This window comes from Neobacillus sp. NPDC058068, from assembly GCF_042885335.1.
Lineage (GTDB): Bacteria > Bacillota > Bacilli > Bacillales > Cytobacillaceae > Neobacillus.
In genome coordinates, this window is record NZ_JBHVSI010000018.1 from 93404 (window position 1) to 113509 (window position 20106).

18 protein-coding genes are annotated in these 20106 nt (G+C 36.4%); 16 read left to right on the forward strand and 2 right to left on the reverse strand.

Translation table 11 applies throughout. The annotated features are described in order from the left end of the window. Positions 1–15: 15 nt before the first annotated feature. From ACFVSW_RS20480 to ACFVSW_RS20555, 16 genes are all read left to right on the forward strand, one after another. The gene (locus tag ACFVSW_RS20480; RefSeq protein ID WP_387318463.1) at positions 16–1425 is read left to right on the forward strand and encodes an MBL fold metallo-hydrolase; all 1410 of its coding nucleotides are present in this window, start codon (positions 16–18) and stop codon (positions 1423–1425) included. A 16-nt stretch (positions 1426–1441) separates the two neighbouring features. Beyond that, the gene (locus ACFVSW_RS20485; protein WP_387318464.1) at positions 1442–3013 is read left to right on the forward strand and encodes a bifunctional metallophosphatase/5'-nucleotidase; all 1572 of its coding nucleotides are present in this window, start codon (positions 1442–1444) and stop codon (positions 3011–3013) included. A 330-nt stretch (positions 3014–3343) separates the two neighbouring features. Continuing rightward, complete coding sequence (locus ACFVSW_RS20490) at positions 3344–3643, forward strand: hypothetical protein (protein ID WP_387318465.1); 300 nt, start codon at positions 3344–3346, stop codon at positions 3641–3643. 345 nt (positions 3644–3988) lie between these two features. Further along, on the forward strand, positions 3989–6343 hold the full coding sequence (locus tag ACFVSW_RS20495; protein ID WP_387318466.1) for an ABC transporter permease: 2355 nt from the start codon (positions 3989–3991) through the stop codon (positions 6341–6343). Between the two features lie 166 nt (positions 6344–6509). Beyond that, the gene (locus ACFVSW_RS20500; protein WP_387318467.1) at positions 6510–7277 is read left to right on the forward strand and encodes an ABC transporter ATP-binding protein; all 768 of its coding nucleotides are present in this window, start codon (positions 6510–6512) and stop codon (positions 7275–7277) included. A gap of 520 nt (positions 7278–7797) precedes the next feature. Continuing rightward, a complete protein-coding gene (locus ACFVSW_RS20505; RefSeq protein WP_387318468.1) occupies positions 7798–8505 on the forward strand; it encodes an SH3 domain-containing protein in 708 nt (235 codons plus the stop codon). Between the two features lie 1057 nt (positions 8506–9562). Next, a complete protein-coding gene (locus tag ACFVSW_RS20510) occupies positions 9563–11668 on the forward strand; it encodes a BglG family transcription antiterminator (RefSeq protein WP_387318469.1) in 2106 nt (701 codons plus the stop codon). A gap of 49 nt (positions 11669–11717) precedes the next feature. After that, positions 11718–12155 (forward strand): PTS sugar transporter subunit IIA, encoded by a 438-nt coding sequence (locus tag ACFVSW_RS20515; protein WP_387318470.1) that lies wholly within the window; start codon positions 11718–11720, stop codon positions 12153–12155. Between the two features lie 95 nt (positions 12156–12250). Then, a complete protein-coding gene (locus ACFVSW_RS20520; protein WP_387318471.1) occupies positions 12251–12550 on the forward strand; it encodes a PTS sugar transporter subunit IIB in 300 nt (99 codons plus the stop codon). Positions 12551–12570: 20 nt separating this feature from the next. Then, positions 12571–13821, forward strand: coding sequence for a PTS transporter subunit IIC (locus tag ACFVSW_RS20525; protein WP_387318472.1), 1251 nt, complete (start codon positions 12571–12573; stop codon positions 13819–13821). A gap of 27 nt (positions 13822–13848) precedes the next feature. Continuing rightward, the gene (rpe, locus tag ACFVSW_RS20530; protein ID WP_387318473.1) at positions 13849–14490 is read left to right on the forward strand and encodes a ribulose-phosphate 3-epimerase; all 642 of its coding nucleotides are present in this window, start codon (positions 13849–13851) and stop codon (positions 14488–14490) included. Between the two features lie 22 nt (positions 14491–14512). Beyond that, the gene (locus ACFVSW_RS20535; protein WP_387318474.1) at positions 14513–15265 is read left to right on the forward strand and encodes an SDR family NAD(P)-dependent oxidoreductase; all 753 of its coding nucleotides are present in this window, start codon (positions 14513–14515) and stop codon (positions 15263–15265) included. A gap of 15 nt (positions 15266–15280) precedes the next feature. Then, on the forward strand, positions 15281–15835 hold the full coding sequence (gene hxlB, locus ACFVSW_RS20540; protein WP_387318475.1) for a 6-phospho-3-hexuloisomerase: 555 nt from the start codon (positions 15281–15283) through the stop codon (positions 15833–15835). Positions 15836–16016: 181 nt separating this feature from the next. Then, entirely contained in the window at positions 16017–16433 is a 417-nt protein-coding gene (locus tag ACFVSW_RS20545; protein ID WP_387318476.1) for a hypothetical protein, read from the forward strand. Positions 16434–16816: 383 nt separating this feature from the next. After that, positions 16817–17122 carry a KGG domain-containing protein gene (locus ACFVSW_RS20550; RefSeq protein WP_483872425.1) on the forward strand — a complete coding sequence of 102 codons (306 nt, stop codon included), beginning with the start codon at positions 16817–16819 and terminating at the stop codon, positions 17120–17122. Positions 17123–17762: 640 nt separating this feature from the next. After that, a complete protein-coding gene (locus ACFVSW_RS20555; RefSeq protein WP_387318477.1) occupies positions 17763–18215 on the forward strand; it encodes an integrase in 453 nt (150 codons plus the stop codon). Positions 18216–18395: 180 nt separating this feature from the next. Here ACFVSW_RS20555 and ACFVSW_RS20560 read toward each other — a convergent pair whose 3' ends face one another. After that, positions 18396–19193, reverse strand: a complete 798-nt coding sequence (locus ACFVSW_RS20560; RefSeq protein ID WP_387318478.1) for a glycosyltransferase family 2 protein — start codon at positions 19191–19193, stop codon at positions 18396–18398. 210 nt (positions 19194–19403) lie between these two features. Beyond that, positions 19404–20075 (reverse strand): methyltransferase domain-containing protein, encoded by a 672-nt coding sequence (locus tag ACFVSW_RS20565; protein ID WP_387318479.1) that lies wholly within the window; start codon positions 20073–20075, stop codon positions 19404–19406. Positions 20076–20106 lie beyond the last annotated feature (31 nt).

The following is a 20106-nucleotide window of genomic DNA, read 5'->3' on the forward strand; positions in this document are numbered from 1 at the left end:
GAGGTGAAAAATTAAATGACAAAAGATTTGAATCATACCAATATAAGATTTTGGGGCGGCTTGAAAACGATTGGTGGAACAGTTGTATCTGTAGAATACAAAAATTCCCGTGTTATTTTTGACTTTGGTCTTACGTATGATCCGGCAACGAATATTTTCGATGGGCAAATAAAAAGACGTTCTCGTGGGATGGTGCGTGATAACCTCAGACTAAATTTGATTCCACCTATTGATGGCTTATACGCAGCCGAGAGTCTAGGTTCTTACCAGCGAGACCTTATCCCTGCGGAAGAATATGGTCAAGAAACAGCTGTTATCATTTCTCATTTACACCTTGATCATATTGGTGCAATGGGATTAATTGCTCCGTCCATTCCTGTGTATGTAACGAAAGAAAGCCATGAACTTTATCATGCATTAGAAGTAATAGGGGAAGGGGTTCCGGGTAACCGTGACTATCAATTCTGTGACTATGGTGTATCTTTCTCAATAGGAGAAATCAACATTACTCCTATACAGGTTGACCATGATATTCTCGGGGCATGTGCTTACCATATCCAAACACCAGATGGAGTCATTCTATATACGGGAGACCTCAGAATGCATGGGAAACACCCAGAACAAATAGACCATTTTATTAATGAAGTAAATCGGCTTGGTGTAGATGCCCTTATCATGGAAGGAACCACATTGGGTAGTGTGGAAGAAATGAGAGAGGCAATTATGGGGAATCCTATCATTCCTGAGGGGATGACAACAGAAGGAAATATTCCTGAAAAAATGAGTGACAGGTTAAAAGAGACCAAAGGGTTGGGAATATTTAACGTTTATCATCGTAATCTTGATCGGTTAACCGGAATAATAAAAGCAGCACAAGACTCTTCTAGGAAAGCTGTTTTTGAACCAGAGACCGCTTATTTACTAGACAAGTTAACAAATGAGCATGACTTTCTAGTTTATAAGTCCATTGAAACTATATTTGAAGAACAATCAGGGACATTACCAGAATGGAAGTTGAACTTGTTCAATAAGCATGACACAATTCGTGCAGAATTGATTAATAACAATCCTGGTGGATATTATTTGCAAAATACGTATGAAAATGTCCTCGAGTTATTTGATTTAAATGTTGGTGAGGGGATATACATCCATTCAAACGGTGTGCCTTTGGGGGACTTTGATCCCGCTTTTGAAAATCTAAAAAATATCTTAACGAAATTGAAAGTCGACTATGCATATATTGGTGCAGGGGGACATGCTATTCCTTCACATTTAAAATATATAGTAGATCGAATCGATCCCAAAATCTTAATTCCATTACACAGCTTTAATCCAGAAAGGTTAAAACCTAAATCTGGAATTCAATTGCTAGTGGATTATGGTGTAGATTATGTTTTAAAAGATCATCAAATAACTGCAAATTAAGGAGAGGAGTTCACTAATGGAAAAAATGGATCTTGTCATCCTTGAAACAAGTGATGTTCACGGCAGCGTTTTCCCGATTAACTATGGTAGTAATCAATCATCCGATGTTGGTTTAGGTAAAATCGCTTCTTTAATCAAAAAGGAGAGAGTAAAAAACCCGCATGTATTATTGATTGACAATGGTGATCTAATTCAAGGAACTCCTTTAACCTATCACTTTGCCAAAATCCAATGCAATCGGCCCAATCCAATGATTGTTTTAGCAAATGAATTGAAATATGATGCGGCTGTTTTTGGAAACCATGAATTCAACTATGGTAAAGACATCCTAGCTTCCTCTGTAAATGAATCTAATTTTCCCTGGCTTTCGGCTAATATTGTTAGTAAAGAAACGAGTGAACCCTACTTTGGAAAACCTTATATAGTAAAAAAGGTAGAAGACATAAAAGTGGGCATTCTTGGTTTAACAACCCATTATATACCTAACTGGGAACAGCCTCAGCATATTGAAGGTTTGAGGTTTGAGGATGCTGTTTTAACGGCCAAAAAGTGGGTTAAGCTATTAAAGGATGATGAAAAAGTAGATATTGTCGTAGTTTCCTACCATGGAGGGTTTGAACGAGATTTAGAAACGGGGGAGCCAACTGAAACATTGACAGGTGAAAATCAAGGATACCAAATTTGTATGGAAGTAGAAGGTATTGACGTGCTATTAACTGGTCACCAGCATCGTCAAATTGCTGGAAACATGATTAATGGCGTGATCGTTGTTCAGCCTGGAAAAGATGGTAGTGCCTTAGGAAAAGTAACTTTACAAGTAGAAAAGAATGAAGCTGGCTGGAAATGTGTGCAAAAGTCATCTGAATTGTTATCCGTAACTGCTGTTGAAGAAGATATCAGCTTACTGGAAATGGTGAAGATGTACGAAGACAGTACACAGGAGTGGTTAGATCAACCGATTGGAAAAATCGAAGGAGATATGATCTTTAGAGATCCAATGGAAATTAGAACAAAGGATAATACCTTAATTGAATTTATCAATCGTGTCCAAATGGAGGTTGCGGGGGTTGATATTTCTAATTCAGCTTTATTTGATAGCATATCACTTGGGTTTCCAGAGAATGTAACAATGAGAGCAGTTGTTTCAAACTATATCTATCCGAATACCTTAAAGGTAATCCGTATTACGGGACAAGATATGAAAGATGCATTGGAGCAGTCAGCCTCTTATTTTGAACAATATGACGGTGAGGAAATAAAAGTGAATCCTTCATTTATTACACCAAAACCGCAACATTATAATTATGATATGTGGGAGGGAATTGATTATTTGATTGATATCTCAAAGTCTATTGGCGAACGAATTGTAAAGCTGGAGTACAAAGGGAAACCGGTTGAACCTGAAATAGAATATGATGTCGTCATGAATAACTATCGCGCTGGTGGCGGTGGTAATTATTTAATGTATAAAAACAAGCAGGTGATTAAAGATATCCCAACAGATATTTCAGAAATCATAGCAAACTATATACTTGAAAAAAAAGTAGTAAAAGCAACCGTAAATCAAAATTGGAAGGTCATTTATTAAATATTGATGAAATCAGTCATTAGAGCTGATTACATTTTATATCACGAAAAATAATATTATTCTTTAGTCGCTTAACTGACTCTTTAATAAAGGATACAATTCAAGCTTCTCACAGGTTTTAAACTTGTGGGAAGTTTTTTTGTAGATGAAGAAATCGTTACCCCTTCCACTTTCTTCCTTCATTTTTGAATATTTTTCTATTAACCTCCCATTCAATAGAATTCCTCAAGAAGGGGGCTGATAAACTCTTGTTTTGTTTCGTATCGCTGGGCGATATAACTTGAAAATAAATCTAAAAACCTTCATATTTAATAGAAAAGGGGGTTCGCTATGCGACGTGATATACAACCGAATGAACGAGCTTTTTCTTCCAAGGAGGTGGGAGAAGAAGTAGGGATTGCAACTCCCACATTAGAGCGCATATCGTTACCCGATATGGAAAAGAACTTAGATGATACAGCTAAAGAACTTGTGTATCAAAAAAATGAAAGATCAGTAGCAACCAATGAAACGGAAATTGCGATACCTGATACATTTGAAAATCTACCCTTCGACCCCAAACAGCTAATAGAAATCATTATTTTTCAAATTTCAACAAATTCCCGGGAAATATCTACAAATTATGAGTAGATAGTGACAAAAATTAAAGTATTTAAATATACAAGAAAAGTGACATGCTAACATTTTCTGACATAAGGTTAAGTGAAACTTCTCATCCGTTTGAAACGTGTGAGAAGTTTTTTTGTTTAGTTTAAGGAAGTTATACATCTTTCGTTATTTAATCATCTGATAGTCAAATTACTAAAATAGGGCTGCAGACGTAGTAAGGAATTAGTCTCTAGCAGGTTATTATAATAAATAATATTTTTTATGATTACTTTAGAACGTTTACTAATAATTTGGTGAAGTCAACTTAGAAACCTGCATGTAAGAATAATATGAATTCAAAAAAGTATGCAGGGAGGAGAAAAAATAATGTTTTTGAAAATAGTCAAGAATGATTTCCTCAGAAACAAAATTGTAACGTTGACAGTATTCGTATTTATTACGATGGCAGTTATTTTGGCATCCAGTGCCATTAATAACATTGCCAATCTGATTCAGGCAATGTCAGATCTTCAGGAGCGTGCAATACCAGCTGACATTACAGTGATGCATGCCGGAGATTATGAGCAGTCAGAAATCGACCAATTCACAGAACAATACCGTGAACATATTTCGATGCAGGAGACGATGGTTCTTCAGAATATTGATGGAAGCAATATTCATTTTGGCCAAAATCAAACGATGGCGGGAACGATACAGGATATTTCATTTGTTGTACAGAATAGGAAATTTGATTTTATAGTGGATCTGGATAATGAGAAGCTGGATGTAAAGGAAGGATTCGTTGCTGTTCCCATCTATTTCATGGAACAACATGACTTAAAAATAGGTGATACGATTACGGTGAAAAGCGGCGGGTATGAGAAAGAGTTTGTCATTTCAGATTATGCAAGAGATTTTGAGATGAACTCTTCCCTTACTTCTTCGAAACGGTTTGTGATCAATCAGAATGACTATGACGAAATGCTTGAAATACAGGATGGGGAACTGGAATATCTGATCGAATTCAAACTGTATGAAAACGGGGATTCTGCTGCTGTTCAGACTGCCTATTTCGAAGCTGGTCTTCCGGCAAACGGTCCTATAATCGAAGGAAAGATATTTACTATGTTTAATGCCATGTCAGATATGGCAGTTGCGATTGTCATTATATTTATTAGTATTATGCTTATTGTGATTGCTTCGCTCTGTATCAGACTTACATTTCTGGCAACCATTGATGAAGATATAAGAGAAATCGGTGTTATGAAAGCAATGGGGATATCCAAAAAAGATATTAAGAAGGTCTATCTTAACAAATACAGAGTCATCTCAGTAGCAGCCGGTATTATCGGTTATCTGCTTTCCTTTGCAGTGGTAAATCTGTTAAACAGTAATATGAGACTTTATATATCTTCCGATTTATCAGGTAGCTTAAAATATGTACTATCACTTATTGCTCCATTACTTGTATATTTTATGATTGTGATGTACTGCCAGCAAGTACTGAAAAGAATCGATAAGATTTCTGCGGTGGAAGCTTTACGGAAAGATTCTATGGAGCGCGGAAAGAAGCGAAAATATTGTTTCCCGCTGATAAAGAACAAATTCTTCAGCACCAATATTTACATGGGGCTGAGTGATGTATGGAAACGATTCAAATTATACAGGCTGCTGTTTGTTATTTTTATCGTATGTACTTTTATTGTCATACTCCCCGTAAATATTTATAACACCATGAATTCACCGGAATTTTCCACCTATATGGGAATAGGGAAATACGACATGAGAATCGATCTTCGAAGAACTGATAGTATTACAGAAGATTTTTTTAAACTTCAGGAAGAACTAAAGAATGATTCGGATATTGAAAAGTATGCGGCCTACATAACAAGTTCCTACCAGATCAAAAACGCGGAAGGTTCCTGGGACTATATTAATATTGAAATCGGAGATTTTTCTGTATTTCCATTAAAATATCTGGATGGCAGGGTACCGGAGGGTGAAGGAGAAATATCGCTTTCCTTTGCCAATGCCGAAAAAGACGGATTAAACAAGAAAGTAGGAGATGAAGTAACCGTCACGGTTGGCGGGGAAGAACAGACATTATCAGTTACTGGTATTTATCAGGATATTACAAATGGGGGAAAAACAGCAAAGGCGCATACGAGTCTAGGGGTGAATGAAGAGGCAGTTCTTTGGTATATTGTGAGCATGGATCTGGCTCAAGGTGTTGATATTCCTGAGAAAATGGACTACTACCAGAATGCTTACGATTCTGCGCAGGTAAATGATATCAAAGAATATACTAGGCAGACTCTTGGAAATATCATTGATCAGATGAGCCTGATTGTTATAGGCGGAATCGCGATAGCAGTCATCATTGCGGTATTGATAACTGCATTATTCCTTCGAATGTTATTATCAAAGGATATGTCTCAGATTGCAATCATGCGAAGTGTGGGATTAACTTCTAAAAATATTAAACATCAATATATGGCAGGAACTATGATGGTACTCATATTGGGAATCATAGTTGGAGTGCTGGCTTCTAATTATTTAGGGGAATTTCTTGTAAGTATGGCCATGTCCTCTATGGGAGCCGGAAAAATTGAATTAGTTAATGTTGCATGGCAGACTTGGCTGCTATATCCGTTAGCACTGATTGTCGTGGTTGGATTTACTATTTCTGTGTGCTGTAAGGTAACAGTAGAAGATGATTTATCTGTCGTTTTAAGAAGTTAGAAAGGATGAAAAATGTCGGGGTTGAGGAGTATCTCCTAAGATGGAAGAAGCCTACTGGGTGCAGGCACCGATGCAGTAAAGAATGCAGATTCCTGAAAAGAAGCATTCCTGGGAGCCTCTGACGAAATAGACTTGGATTTTAATATTTGGCATTGGAGGAATATGTATGAGCAAAATATTAGAAGCAAGAAGTATGAACAAAAAAGTAGCATTAGGAAAAGATAATGAGCTTCATATCTTAAAGGATATAAACTTGGAGATAGAAGAAGGTGAATTCTTAACGGTCATGGGGCCATCCGGAAGCGGGAAATCAACGCTTCTATATAATGTAAGCGGTATGGATAGAATTACTTCTGGGAGTGTGAAATTTAAAGGCAGTGAAATCGGCAGTTTAAGAGAAGAAGAACTGGCGAAGATTAGATTGAATACAATGGGATTTATCTTTCAAGATATTAATCTATTAAAGAATCTGTCATTGATTGACAATGTCATGTTTCCTGCACTTGTATCAAATGATGTGGATAAAAATGCGGTAAATCAAAAAGCAAAGAAACTGTTGAAAATGACAGGAATTGAAAAGCTTGCAGATCATAATATCACTCAAGGCTCTGGTGGACAGTTGCAGAGAGTCGGCATTTGCAGAGCATTGATAAATGATCCGGATATCATATTTGGAGATGAACCGACCGGAGCATTAGATTCCAAATCGACAGAAGAGATTATGTCAATTCTTGCAGAGATTAATCAAAAAGGGACAACAGTAATGCTCGTTACGCATGATGTAAAGGTCGCAGCAAAATCGCAAAGAATCCTGTTTATGGTAGATGGAAATATAGTTGCACAGAAGAAAATACGTAAGTACGATCCGCAGCAAGGTGATATTAAGCAAAGAGAAGAAAGTATTATGAAATGGTTAGCGGAAAATGGGTTTTAATCTTTCATTGGCATTTGCATAAAGTTCAGCTTGGGAATTTATTTGGTAAGTTCTAAAGGAAAAGTAACATTCAATTACAAAATTTTTCTGATAATTACTGACATAATCTCGAATGAAATGCCTCCATTTTCACTGCTTTCAATATGCATAAAAAAGCCTAACTTCTCCATTAATGAAGACGAAGTTAGGCTTTTGGCTAAATTCTTTCTGTTTTTTAAGTCTGTTTTTTTCGTGGTTTCGGCTTTATGTACAATCCAAGTTTGAATCAGCAGGCGCAAGAATCGGGCAAGCACCCTCTTTTCTAAAAATTTAATCTCATCTCCTTATTTTCGGTATCTTCCATTTTCGTTTATTATTCTAGGTATTGAATATTATCTGTAGGGTTCAGTTTTTATAGCCCATTCAATAGAATTCCTTATGAAGGGGGCTAATAGGTTCTTTTTTTGTTTCGTATCGCTTGGCGATATAACTTGCAAATAAATCTAAAAACCTTCATATTTAAAAGAAAAGGGGGTTCGATATGCGACGTGATATACAACCGAATGAACGAGCTTTTTCTTCCAAGGAAGTGGCAGAAGAAGTAGGGATTGCAACTCCCACTGTCCGAAAGTATGGCCAAATCTTAGAGCGGAATGGATATGTGTTTTTGAAAGATGGCGATCGGCGTATCTTTGTTCAATCTGACATCGGAGCGCTTATAGCGTTACGCGATACGGCCAAGCCACTAGACGATACAGCTAAAGACCTTGTGAATCAACAAAAAGAGAGATTAGAAGGGTCCAATGAAATAGAGATTGCGATAACCGATACATATGAAAATTTACCTCATGACCCTAATCAATTAAAAGAGTTCTTTACGTTTTTAGTCAATGAACTCGCAGCCACACGTGAAATGAATGTTCAACTGAAAAACGATATGTCAGAGCTTAAAACAAAGGTTTCCCGACTCCAGCAGGATCATCATGTTATAAGTTCTAGTATTGGAAATTCAGCGCTAAAAACAAATGCAAAAATTGAAAAATTAACTGAACAACAAAATATCAATTACGAAACATTGCTGCAACAAGAAAAACAAAAAAGTGAACTCTTACAAAAAGAAATACAAAATTTACGGGACGAACAGAAAAATGAATGGAGTTCACAAAATGATTTTAATAAACGTTTAGAAGAAGCGATACAAAAACCTAAAGGAAAATGGGGAGGGATTTTCTCCATGTTTCGAAAATAAGGTAAGGTGCCTGTTTAAGGTTTATATGCTCTTTTTTTGTTTCGTATCGCAGGGCGATATACCTTGCTGATCTTTGTTCGATCCGACATTGAAGCGCTTATAGCGTTACCCGATATGGACAAATCCCCCTAGACGATACAGCTAAAGACCTTGTGTATCAACAAAAAGAAAGATTGGAATGAACCAATGAACTCGCAGTACATGAAGTGATATCCAACTGAAAAACGATATGTGTCAGTTAAAACAAAGGATTCTCAGCTCCACCAGTTCATCATGTCCTTAATAGTGTTTCTCAAGAAAGGGCTAGTCAGCTCTTTTTTTTTTGATTCGTATCGCAGGGCGATATACCGCGTAATTAAACCCCCAGAACCTTCATCTTTTAGAAAAGGAAGTCTGATATGCGATATATATGATGAACGAGCATTCTCTTCCAAGGAAGTGGGGATGCAATACCCACTGTTCAAAAGTATGGCCGCATTTTAGAGTGAAAAGATATGAGTTCATACAATAGGGCAATCCGCGGATCTTTGTTCATTCCTACATCGGACTCTTATAGCGCTACCCGATATGGACAAGACCTGGTGTATCAACAAAAAGAAAGATTAGAAAAAACCAACGAAACGGAAATTGCGATACCTAATACATTTGAAAATCTACCACGCGACCCCAATCGGTTAAAAGAAATCACTATTTTTCAATTTTCAACAAATTCCCGGGAAATATCTACAAATTTTGAGTAGAAATCGACAAAAGTTGAAGCATTTAAATATACAAGAAAAGTGGCATGCTAACATTTTGCAGACATAAAAATAAAGTCAAGCCTCTCATTAGAGTGAAAACTATGAGAAGTTTTTTTACTAATTGGACGATTCTCCAAGAAAAGGGCAGCCATTTCTTGTTCAATACATATCAGACCCTGTTTCCTAAAGTACAATTTTGCACTTTGCATAGTGACTCATTTGGTCTTATTTTTTAAAAAAAGTTTTCTTATAATTCAAGTAGAACATAATCCTAAGAATTTAGTTTACTAAGACTTATGTTTGAGGTGGCCGAAAAGATGGATCAAAAAAGTATGGCGGTTTTAAATCAGCTTGTTCTTAGTGATTCTTATGTTACAGTCCAGGAACTTGCACTAACATTTAATGTTTCAAAACGAAAAATTTATAATGATATAGCCAAAATTAACGATTGGTTGAAGGAGAGTGGTTATTCCAAAGTTAGTCAAGTGCGAGGACAAGGACTCTATCTTGATGAAAATATAAAAGAAAAATTGAGAACACAATTACCTGTAAGCGATTACCCATACTATGAATATTCTCCTAATGAGAGAAGAGCTTGGATTTTTATTTTTATTGCAGTTAAAGAACAACCTCTTTATTTGAATGACTTTATAGAGCTGTTCCAAGTAAGTAGAAATACGATACTTGAAGATATAAAAAAATTAAAAGAGGAAGCAAGCGATTTTCAACTAAGCATCGAATCAGGACGTCACAAAGGTTATCAAATTAAAGGTGATGAAAATGATATACGACGAGTATTGATTCACTATCTAACGTTTGTCACACCTGAAAGTGGATGGTATCAAATCATCATCGATTCAGACTTAGCAGATAAGCTAGAGCAAAAATCGCTTCGACCTTATATTGTATTCAATATTCATGAGCTGCGTTTGTTAAAGGACCTTTTAATTGAATATGAGAGAAAATTTCAGATAGAATTCACAGATGAAATATTGAATCAGCTTGTTGTTTGGTTTTATTTGTTTTCAAGAAGGATACTGCAAGAACAATATGTTGGAATTGATCCTGTTGAAAAAGAAGTTATCAATTCTACTGAAGCATTTAAAGGTGCTAAAACTTTATGTACAAATCTCACAAGAGAAATGGGTATTACTATCCCGGAAGTTGAAGTTTATTACATTGCCAAATATCTATTAAGCGCTAAGGTGAATTATGATTTAAATCCTATATATGAAAACGATGAAATGAGATTGTTGTGTCATGTTGTTGAAAGCATGATCTCCGATTTTAAACTGTATGCTGCTGTAAATTTTTCTGAAAAGGAACAAATGATTAAGAATCTGTTTGTCCACTTAAAGCCTGCTTATTATCGAATAAGGTATGGAATTAAGATAGAAAATATTTTGCAGAATTCTGTTGAGGAAAACTATCCGGAAGTATTTCGCCTGACAAGGAAAGTTATTCATCATTTTGAAAGCCTGGTTAAACAACCAGTAAGCGATAGTGAAATTGCCTATATAGCCATGCATTTTGGGGGATGGCTGCGAAGAGAAGGAATTACTTTAAGTTCAGTTCGAAGAAAGTTTCTGATTGTCTGTACAAGTGGATTAGGTACTTCCCGAATATTGGAATCGCAGTTAGCAGGGCTATTTTCAAATGTTGATATTGTAGGAGCAGTTTCTTTAAGAGAGTATGAAAAACAAGATCTATCTGTAGATTTTATTGTATCAACTGTTCCTCTTCCTGATAAAGGCATCCCGATTTTCGTCGCTAAGCCAATATTGGACAATAAAGATAAAGAACGGTTGTTAAGAAAAATTAATAGTTTAAATAATGAAACACAAACGGAACAACTATATTCAGTGGATACGCTAATGGATCTGGTAAAACGTTATTCGATGGTAGAAGACGAAGAAGCATTAAAACTGGAACTTAGAAGATATTTACATTCTCCGATAGCGATAGAAAACGAAAAAAGAAAACCATCTTTAGCTGATTTATTGGAGTCTGAAAAAATTATTAAGCTTGAGCAAGTATCGGATTGGATGGAAGCGATTACGCTGGCTGCTTCACCATTACTGGATCAGGGATATATTAACAGTAACTATGTTGGAAAAATGATTGATAATGTTGTAAAACTTGGCCCCTATATTGTGATTTCTGAGCAGTTTGCGCTTCCACATGCTGGACCCGCTGATGGAGTGAAGAAGACGGGAATGAGTTTGCTGCTTCTAGATAAACCGGTTGATTTAATGGGCGTACCCGTTCGAATCTTTGTTGTATTGGCCTCATGGGATAATGAACAACATTTAAAAGCACTGGGACAATTAACGAAGTTAGTAAAGGAAAACCGAAAAGAAATGCTGTGTGTAAAAGATAAGGAACAAATCATAAAACTAATTCAAACCTATTCAATCAAGTAGTTTCAGTTTTTAAAGCGAAATTATTATTTCCAAGTAGGGAGATGGAATCGTGTTAAAGCAATACCTATATGATGACCTTGTATTTTTGGATAAAGAATACAAAGACTATGAAGATTTATTGTCAGATATTATGAACACACTGGTTAGCAAACATTATGTTGAAAGGGAATTCGAGGGAGCACTGCTTGAACGTGAAAAGGAATTTCCAACAGGGCTGCAATTAGATGGATATGCGGTAGCTATTCCACATGGAGGTTCCCAATACGTTCTAAAAGATTTTATTTCCCTTGTTACCTTAAAGAATCCAATCAGAATGAATCGGATGGATAACCCTGAAGAAGCATTGGAAGTAGATATACTATTTATGATCGGATTCAGTAAATCAGAAACTCATTTGCAATGTTTAAAACAACTTATGGGGCTTATTCAAGATCCAAAGGTAATAGAAGACTTGAAAAAAGGGACTTCAATCACGTCGGTTTTATAAGTATGTTATTTTACTAAAATCCCATAACTTACAAAATATTTGTGCACGAAACTATTTAAAATTCAAATTACTTTAATATCATTGGAGGAATTAACATGTCAAATTCAAAAATTCAAATCATAGTAGCTTGCGGAAGTGGTGTAGCAACTTCTACCATTGCGGCAGATGGAGTGAAAGAGGTTTTAAAAGAGTTAGGAATTCACAATTACAGTATTATTAAAACAAGCATGACGGAATTACCTGATCTTCTGGATAGCGCTGATGTTATTTTGACAACAAATAATTATAAAAACGATGAAAAGCCATGCTTAAACATCATGGGATTTGTAACAGGGATTAATGAAGATGGCTTAAAGAGTAAATTGGCTGATATATTCTTGAATCTTAAAAAATAAATTAGGGGGAATTAGGGCGTATGGATGCAATGTTTAATATTGTTAAATCGATCACCGATTTGGGAGCTACGGCTATTTTGCCGATTATCATCGCCATATTAGGTTTAGTTTTTCGAATGAAAATTGGAAGCGCTATTAAATCTGGTCTTCTAGTCGGGGTAGGGTTTTTAGGTTTAACACTGGTTGTCGGCTTACTAAATTCTTCACTCAAACCTGCAGTTGATTACTATGCCAAGATTGGCTCTGGCTTTACAATTGCAGATATTGGCTGGCCGGCTGTAGGTGCGGCCTCTTGGGTAGCTCCTTTTGCAGCCCTGGCAATTCCTCTAGGTCTGATTATTAATTTAGCATTAGTTCGGCTGAGATGGACAAAAACATTAAATGTTGATATTTGGAATTACATGCATTTTCTTATCCCGGGAGCATTGGCTTACTTTCTTTTTGACAGCTTCTGGTTAGGCTTGATTATCACACTGGTGATGTCTGTTATCGCTTTATTTGTTGGAGATTTAATTGCGAAAAAATGGCAGGATTACTTTGGATTGGAAGGTACAACATGCACAACGATTATTTATTCAGCATGGGGCTACCCGATTCCTTGGTTAGTGAATAAGATTATTGATTTCATTCCTGGTGTGAACAAATGGAATATTTCATTAAATAAAATTAATAAAAAAATTGGTGTTTTTGGAGAACCAGTCATCATTGGTTTTATTGTTGGGGTAATTTTAGGACTAATTACGAAAAGACCTGTTACTGAAATCTTTCCAATGGCAATCGGAATCGCTGGGGTTATGGTCCTAATGCCGAAAGTGGTTGGAGTGATGATGGAAGGGTTATCTCCAATTGGAAAAGCTGCTAAAGACTTTATGATTAAACGGATGGGGAATTCAAATCTAAATATTGGGATGGACATTGCACTGGGGTTAGGTGATCCGGCTACTATTACAACTACAGTTGTTTCTATTCCAATCGTTATGCTGTTCGCTCTCATTTTACCTGGAGTTCAATTCTTTCCAATCGGATTGTTAATGTCTGTTACCTATATTTCTGTCATGTGTACATTAGCAAGTAAAGGCAATTTATTCCGTTCCATCGTATCCACAGTTGTTTTTTGTATTATTACATTTTATCTTGCAGCATATATTGCGCCCGGTGCGACACAAATGCTTACAAGCGCAGGTGTTAAGTTAGATGGATTAGGGACAGATGTTACTTTTTCTGAGCCTTGGAACTTATTAATCTATTGGGTAGATACTTTAGTGAAATAATAAAATAGAGAGAGAAGTGGCGGTATAATGAATCAAATTTTACCATCATTATTTGCAGCAGATTTAATGAATTTACAACAGGAATGCACGTGTTTATATGAGGAAGGATTTCAGATTCTGCATGTAGATATGATGGACGGAAATTTCGTCCCTCATATCGCATTTGGTCCGGAACAAATTAAAAGCATTAAAAAGCAAGTAAAGATGAAATTAGATGTTCATATGATGGTATCAGCTCCAGAGCGTCAAATAGCCAGTGTATTGGAAACTGGAGCGGAAATGATCTCTGTTCACTATGAATCAACTCCACATGTTCGATATGTGATTGATCAAATAAAACAGCATGGAAGGAAAGCAGGGGTCGTCATTAATCCAGGAACAGACACCTCGCTATTAAAACCTCTCCTCAATACGATTGATTATGTTTTAATTATGTCTATTAACCCAGGAAGACCTAATCAAACTTTTATTGAAGAAACGATTGATAGAATCAGAGAAACAAAAGAAATGATTGGTGATCGAGATATTCAAATTGAGGTCGATGGTGGCGTTGATGAAGATATAGCTAGGAAATGTATAGAAGCAGGGGCTTCCATGATCGTTATTGGGTCTTATTTATTTGCTGATAACAAGGCACATCTAAAAAATCTTAAAAGGCTAGAAAAATAATATAGAAGGGATCGGAATAAAAATGGGAAATTTTGAAGGAAAAGTTGCATTAATTACAGGAGCAGGACATGGAATCGGGAAAGGAATTGCTAGACAATTTGCAGAAGCAGGCGCAAATACAGTAATTGTCGATTATAATGCTGAAACAGGTGAAGAAACAGCTAAAGAGATTACAAATGAATTTGTAAAATCAATTTTTGTTCAAGCTGATGTATCAGATCCAGAAGCTTTCGTACGAGTTCGTGATAAAGTCTTTGAAGAATTCGGTCGTATTGATATCCTTGTTCTAAATGCAGGTGTAGCTTTTGCTAATAAAGTTAATGACATTTCGTTTGAAGAATGGAGTAAAACCATAAGCATTAACTTAACTGGGCTTTTCAACACAGTGAAAGCCTTCTACAATGATTTCCTAATGAATAAAGGGTCAATTGTCTATATCAGTTCTGGTTCTGCTTTGAGCGGTACAGGTGGTGGTGTTTCTTATCCAGCTTCTAAAGCAGGGGGAGAAGGCTTGATCCGTGGACTTGCGAAAGAACTTGGACCGAAAGGCGTCAATGTTAATGCAATCGCACCTCGATTAATTGATTCAGGAAAAATGATGAGAGTTAATTATCCAACAGAAGAAAGTTTAAATGCAGTCCTGGAAAAAATTCCTGTTCGCCGCTTTGGAACAATAGAAGACGTTGCAAATTTGACTCTATTTTTGGCTGATAAAGCTAATTCATACATTCAAGGACAAACAATTTTATTGGATGGTGGCAGAACAATTGCTTAATAGAGGAGCAATACGATGAAAAATTATACGTTGGAAATTTTAAATGAATTAACTATTAATGCAGAAAAAGTTAATCCAGAGGATCTTGCAAGCTTCATTGAACAAATTAAAACGGCAAAACATATTTTCTTAAATGGAGCTGGACGTTCAGGAATCGCTATTCGAGCTTTTGCCAATCGTCTGATGCATCTTGGATTTTCTGTCAGTGTTGTTGGTGAAATTAGTTCACCACATTCTAAACCAGGCGACCTATTGATTATCTGTTCAGGATCAGGCGAAACCGGAAGCTTAAAAGGTTTAGCTGAAAAGGCAAAGCAAAGCGGTGTTCGTATTGCGCTAGTAACAATGAAACCAAATTCAACTATTGGAAAATTAGCTGACGCTGTCTTAGTACTTCCAGGAACGACCAAGACTGATAATAATCTCGAAGATTCAAGCTTTGCTCAGCCAATGGGGTCAGCGTTTGAACAATTAGCTTTCTTATCTTTTGATGGAATGATAATGAATATAATGGATGAGATAGGCGAAACATCAGAATCAATGTTCCAACGGCATGCAGATTTTGAATAGAATCTAATAAAAATTGAATATATATTATAACTACGAAGACCAGTCATCATAACAGATGATTGGTCTTTTTCAAGGAGGAATGAATTCTGCATGGATCAACCCAACAGGGAATGTTTTCCTGACCTCGATAAATTGGTTATAATGAATATAAAGAGATTCATGAGAGCGAGGGGCGGAAAAGATGTACACGGTTCTTACATATTTTGTTTCCCTTATTGTCATTGTGGTATCAGTATTTGTGACACTTGTCTTCAAGAATGAACTAGAGCGATTGTTTCGAGAAAGAAAAGATTCGTTTCCTTTTCATATATGTAATGTGCTTATAACTTTAATGGTTTCTTTAGCGGCACATGCTGTAATGACTGTTTATGTTGTCGGGAATGAATTTAATTTGATGCTGCAATTAGTCATCCACATGTTCATGATCTTACCAATTTATTTTTTAGGGCATCTTGCATTTGAAAAATATAAATCAGTTTATCGGAAATACATTGCCGCAGAGAACGGAAAAGTTCTTGTGCTTAACGAAAAGTATATAAAAAAGAAAAAACGGTTTTCAAAATTAAAAAATTATAATTCTATTTCTAAGGAAAAATAATTTAAAAAATATGGCTGTGTTAAAGAACATTGTTGATTTTGAGCACAATGTTGATTGGAGTGGAAGTCGCGAGACTCCTGCGGGAGCAGCGGGACAGGTGAGACCCCGCAGGCGCTTTAGCGCCGAGGAGGCTCACCGCCCGCCCCGCGGAAAGCGAAGCGCCTGGAACGGAAATCAACTTCACTTTCAACAGAGCCAATATTATAAAAATATGAGGTTCCCAAAGTTGAGCAAACTTACAGGAAACCTCTTTTTTTGTCTTGGATACATAATCTATCAATTTAGAGAAATTTTAAGAGTAATAGAAAAAGGTTTAATTTAATTGAGGGCGGGAATATAAAGAGTGTAAGAGAATTCAAGTAAAATTATGGAGGGATTCTTTAATGGCTGACAAAAAACGAAATAACAACGATGATGGAAAGATGACTGTTGAAGAAGCGGGACGCAAAGGCGGCGAAGCTACGGCTAAAAACCATGACAGAGAGTTCTATGAGGAGATCGGACGCAAAGGCGGCGAAGCAACTGCTAAAAATCATGACAGAGAATTTTACGAGGAAATTGGACAAAAGGGTGGCGAAGCGCGTGCAAACCAACGCGAAAATGATAATGACCACAATGGAAAAATGAGCAAAGCTGAAGCTGGCCGTAAAGGCGGAGAAGCACGTGCCAGACAACGTGACAACGATTAAATAAGTAAGAAACAACTCATCGATAATAATTCGAGAGAGTATCCAAAAGAGCGAGGCTGTCTAAATAGTCCCTAAAATAGTAAGAAGCTGGCGAAAACATTTAGTTTTTCGCCAGCTTCTTTTTTTCTTATTGGTTCTAGAAAAAAATCGATATGCTAATAAAATAGAAGGCGTTCTCTTTTTAAATAAGAGAACGCTTTTTTTAGATATGCTGTGTTAAAGCACAATGTTGATTGGAGTGGAAGGCGCGAGACTCCTGCGGGAGCAGCGGGACAGGTGAGACCCCGCAGGCGCTTTAGCGCCGAGGAGGCTCACCGCCCGCCCCGCGGAAAGCGAAGCGCCTGTAACGGAAATCAACATTTACTTTTAACAAAGCCTTTAGAAAATAAAGGGAAATACATAGAATCACCTATTGAAACAAAATTTAACATGATATATTATCATAGGGTTGGGGTAAACTCCATCTGGTATAATTTTGAATATAAAATATCATTGCCACATAAGATAAATTAAATGGGAAAACAAGGAGGAAAATAGTACGTTAAAAATAGAAAAAAAGTGGATTGAGCAAATAATACAGTCCACTATAAGAACTGTTGGAATCGATATTGAACTGAAGCAGCAGATTACTGGGGTAAATATGAGCTATAATTTTATCCTTAACTATATAGGATATGATGATATACGGATAGAAGAAGCAATAACGGAAATGCAGGATCCAGTCTCCCTCAAATCGTATATTCAAGCTTTTACACTTCATGAGTTAGGGCATGCGTTAGACCGTGACGCTTTATTGGATTCACTGACAAAAACACTTGAATATTACGAAATGAAAAAAAACTCTACAAAATACGAACAATACAGTGATTCTAATCTTCTTGCTATGCTAATCGAAGAGCATGAGATGAATATCAGTTTTGAAGAAACGGCTTGGGTGAATGCTGAAAAGCTGAATAGGGAATATGGTCTTGTTGACTGGGCAAGCTTTGAAAAACTGAAGAATCAAGGAATGGCAACTTATTTGAAGTTATATGCAAAAGATTTACAGCTTTATAACAAGCTTTTATCGGAGCAAATCGAACAAATTGCTTAATGAGAATAACAAAAGACGACCAATTCGGCCGTCTCAGGCTGTCGGCAAATTCGAAAAAATCGGGTTTGCCGACGGTCTTTTTTTGTTTTGTGCTTGACATTTTACCACTGGGCTTTTAAGAGTTATTGTTCGTAAAACATTTTTAACAAAAAATGAAACCCCAGTTGCCAAATATAAACTTTAGTCCTCAATTATTTTGGGGATAAGTTTTTTCAACATCAACCAACCATAGCTGTATTCGAAAACTGGTTGATAATGATCTCCCCATCGTTTCAGTGAATCCAGAACAAGCCATTCATACATCTCATTCATAAGGGCAAGGTTACTACTCATATTGCTGCTGTGACGCCGATAATTGTATAGCATATAATCAATCCAATGGATTTTAAAATGCTCAATTAGTCTGTGGTCCATTCTTTGATCTTCCAAGTATCTGCCCTCATATGGATCATCCGTAGGCCAACCTCCAACATGCCTTAGTGCGGCTGTTCGATAAAATCTAGGATATGGAACATAATTGGCTAGGATGAATTCGTATTTGTCATCGAAATCACGTCCATATTCCTCGGTTCTCTCATCGATTATCTTTCCGTCCTTATCTTCATAGATAATTCTTTTATTTCCATAAATAAGAGCAACATCATCTGACACTCGTTTTGATTCATTTACAAGTATTTGCAATGTATCTCGGAATAACCAATCATCGCTATCGAGCATGAGAAGAAAAGGGGTATCGACATATTTCAAACCTTCATTTTGAGTCTTCGATTGCCCTACATTAATAGGATTACGAATTAATGTTACCCGGGGATCTTTCAAACGATCTTTTATGGTAGAAAGGCTATTGTCCGTGGATGCATCATCAACGATAATTAATTTCCACTTTTTGTATGTTTGTTTAAAAACACTGTCAACTGCTTTCCTAAGATAGTTCCCAGGATTATAGGAAGGAATTAAAACAGTTGCATAAGATTTCACCTGGATTCTCACACCTTTCAAAATTCCATAAAGTTTTGGGTGAAAGTGTTATCATATACCGAAGTATATTCTTGGAGGAACAAAAGAGGAATAATTAAACGCTTCGTAAACCGTAGGAATTACGGAGGTAGCGTGCTAAGATAATGGAACAATTGCTCGGTGTTCGCAGAAATCTCCCGCTTCAAGCGTTAGCTTGGTGGGGCAGTTCAATTAAGCAGCTTTTCGAACAAAAGCAGTCACCACGACCTGATAATTATGATCGTGATACTGTAATAATTCATGGGGGATTTCATGTAAAGCAAAGCCATCAAGGAAAGCTTTAGCCACGGCAACGTTACCATAAGTATTAATTTTTATTTCGTTTGAGCTGTCAATTTCGGATAGTAACATGTTTAATGAAAGGTCAGTAAACCTCCAGTAATCTCCATACCTGTCACATCCACAAAATTGACTGATGCCTGTAGTCGTTAATAATAAAACTCCACCTGGTTTTAGCGCCTTTAATGTGTTTCTTAATGCAAATTTAATATCATAAATCACATGAATCACTTGGGTCAAGATAATGCAGTCAAAAGCGGAAACGGGGATATTCTCTCCAGTTGCCAGATCTCCAACTATGGTTGATTCTTTCGTTTTAATAATGTCAAGAACGTCACTTTTGCTAACGCCTTTCCCATATTCAAGGGTATATGCATTATCACCTACTTCAAGAACATTCCCTTGTATATTGGATTGATGGCGTTTTAGGAAATCCTCAATGTAATATCGATCTATAGGTTTGCCACGATCAAAACCAAACATCGTACTGACAGGTACTAATGAAAAGTCTTTCATTTGAGCACTCCCTTTTAAAAGTAATTGTTCGTATAATATTTTTAACAAAAAATGAAACCCCAGTTACCAAATATAAACT

What these genes read in the sequence shown, in the direction of transcription:
- ACFVSW_RS20480 (WP_387318463.1), top strand. Translation starts at nt 16, where the DNA reads ATGACAAAAGATTTGAATCATACCAATATAAGATTTTGGGGCGGCTTG.
- ACFVSW_RS20485 (WP_387318464.1), top strand. Translation starts at nt 1,442, where the DNA reads ATGGAAAAAATGGATCTTGTCATCCTTGAAACAAGTGATGTTCACGGC.
- ACFVSW_RS20490 (WP_387318465.1), top strand. Translation starts at nt 3,344, where the DNA reads ATGCGACGTGATATACAACCGAATGAACGAGCTTTTTCTTCCAAGGAG.
- ACFVSW_RS20495 (WP_387318466.1), top strand. Translation starts at nt 3,989, where the DNA reads ATGTTTTTGAAAATAGTCAAGAATGATTTCCTCAGAAACAAAATTGTA.
- ACFVSW_RS20500 (WP_387318467.1), top strand. Translation starts at nt 6,510, where the DNA reads ATGAGCAAAATATTAGAAGCAAGAAGTATGAACAAAAAAGTAGCATTA.
- ACFVSW_RS20505 (WP_387318468.1), top strand. Translation starts at nt 7,798, where the DNA reads ATGCGACGTGATATACAACCGAATGAACGAGCTTTTTCTTCCAAGGAA.
- ACFVSW_RS20510 (WP_387318469.1), top strand. Translation starts at nt 9,563, where the DNA reads ATGGATCAAAAAAGTATGGCGGTTTTAAATCAGCTTGTTCTTAGTGAT.
- ACFVSW_RS20520 (WP_387318471.1), top strand. Translation starts at nt 12,251, where the DNA reads ATGTCAAATTCAAAAATTCAAATCATAGTAGCTTGCGGAAGTGGTGTA.
- ACFVSW_RS20525 (WP_387318472.1), top strand. Translation starts at nt 12,571, where the DNA reads ATGGATGCAATGTTTAATATTGTTAAATCGATCACCGATTTGGGAGCT.
- rpe (WP_387318473.1), top strand. Translation starts at nt 13,849, where the DNA reads ATGAATCAAATTTTACCATCATTATTTGCAGCAGATTTAATGAATTTA.
- ACFVSW_RS20535 (WP_387318474.1), top strand. Translation starts at nt 14,513, where the DNA reads ATGGGAAATTTTGAAGGAAAAGTTGCATTAATTACAGGAGCAGGACAT.
- hxlB (WP_387318475.1), top strand. Translation starts at nt 15,281, where the DNA reads ATGAAAAATTATACGTTGGAAATTTTAAATGAATTAACTATTAATGCA.
- ACFVSW_RS20545 (WP_387318476.1), top strand. Translation starts at nt 16,017, where the DNA reads ATGTACACGGTTCTTACATATTTTGTTTCCCTTATTGTCATTGTGGTA.
- ACFVSW_RS20550 (WP_483872425.1), top strand. Translation starts at nt 16,817, where the DNA reads ATGGCTGACAAAAAACGAAATAACAACGATGATGGAAAGATGACTGTT.
- ACFVSW_RS20555 (WP_387318477.1), top strand. Translation starts at nt 17,763, where the DNA reads ATGAGCTATAATTTTATCCTTAACTATATAGGATATGATGATATACGG.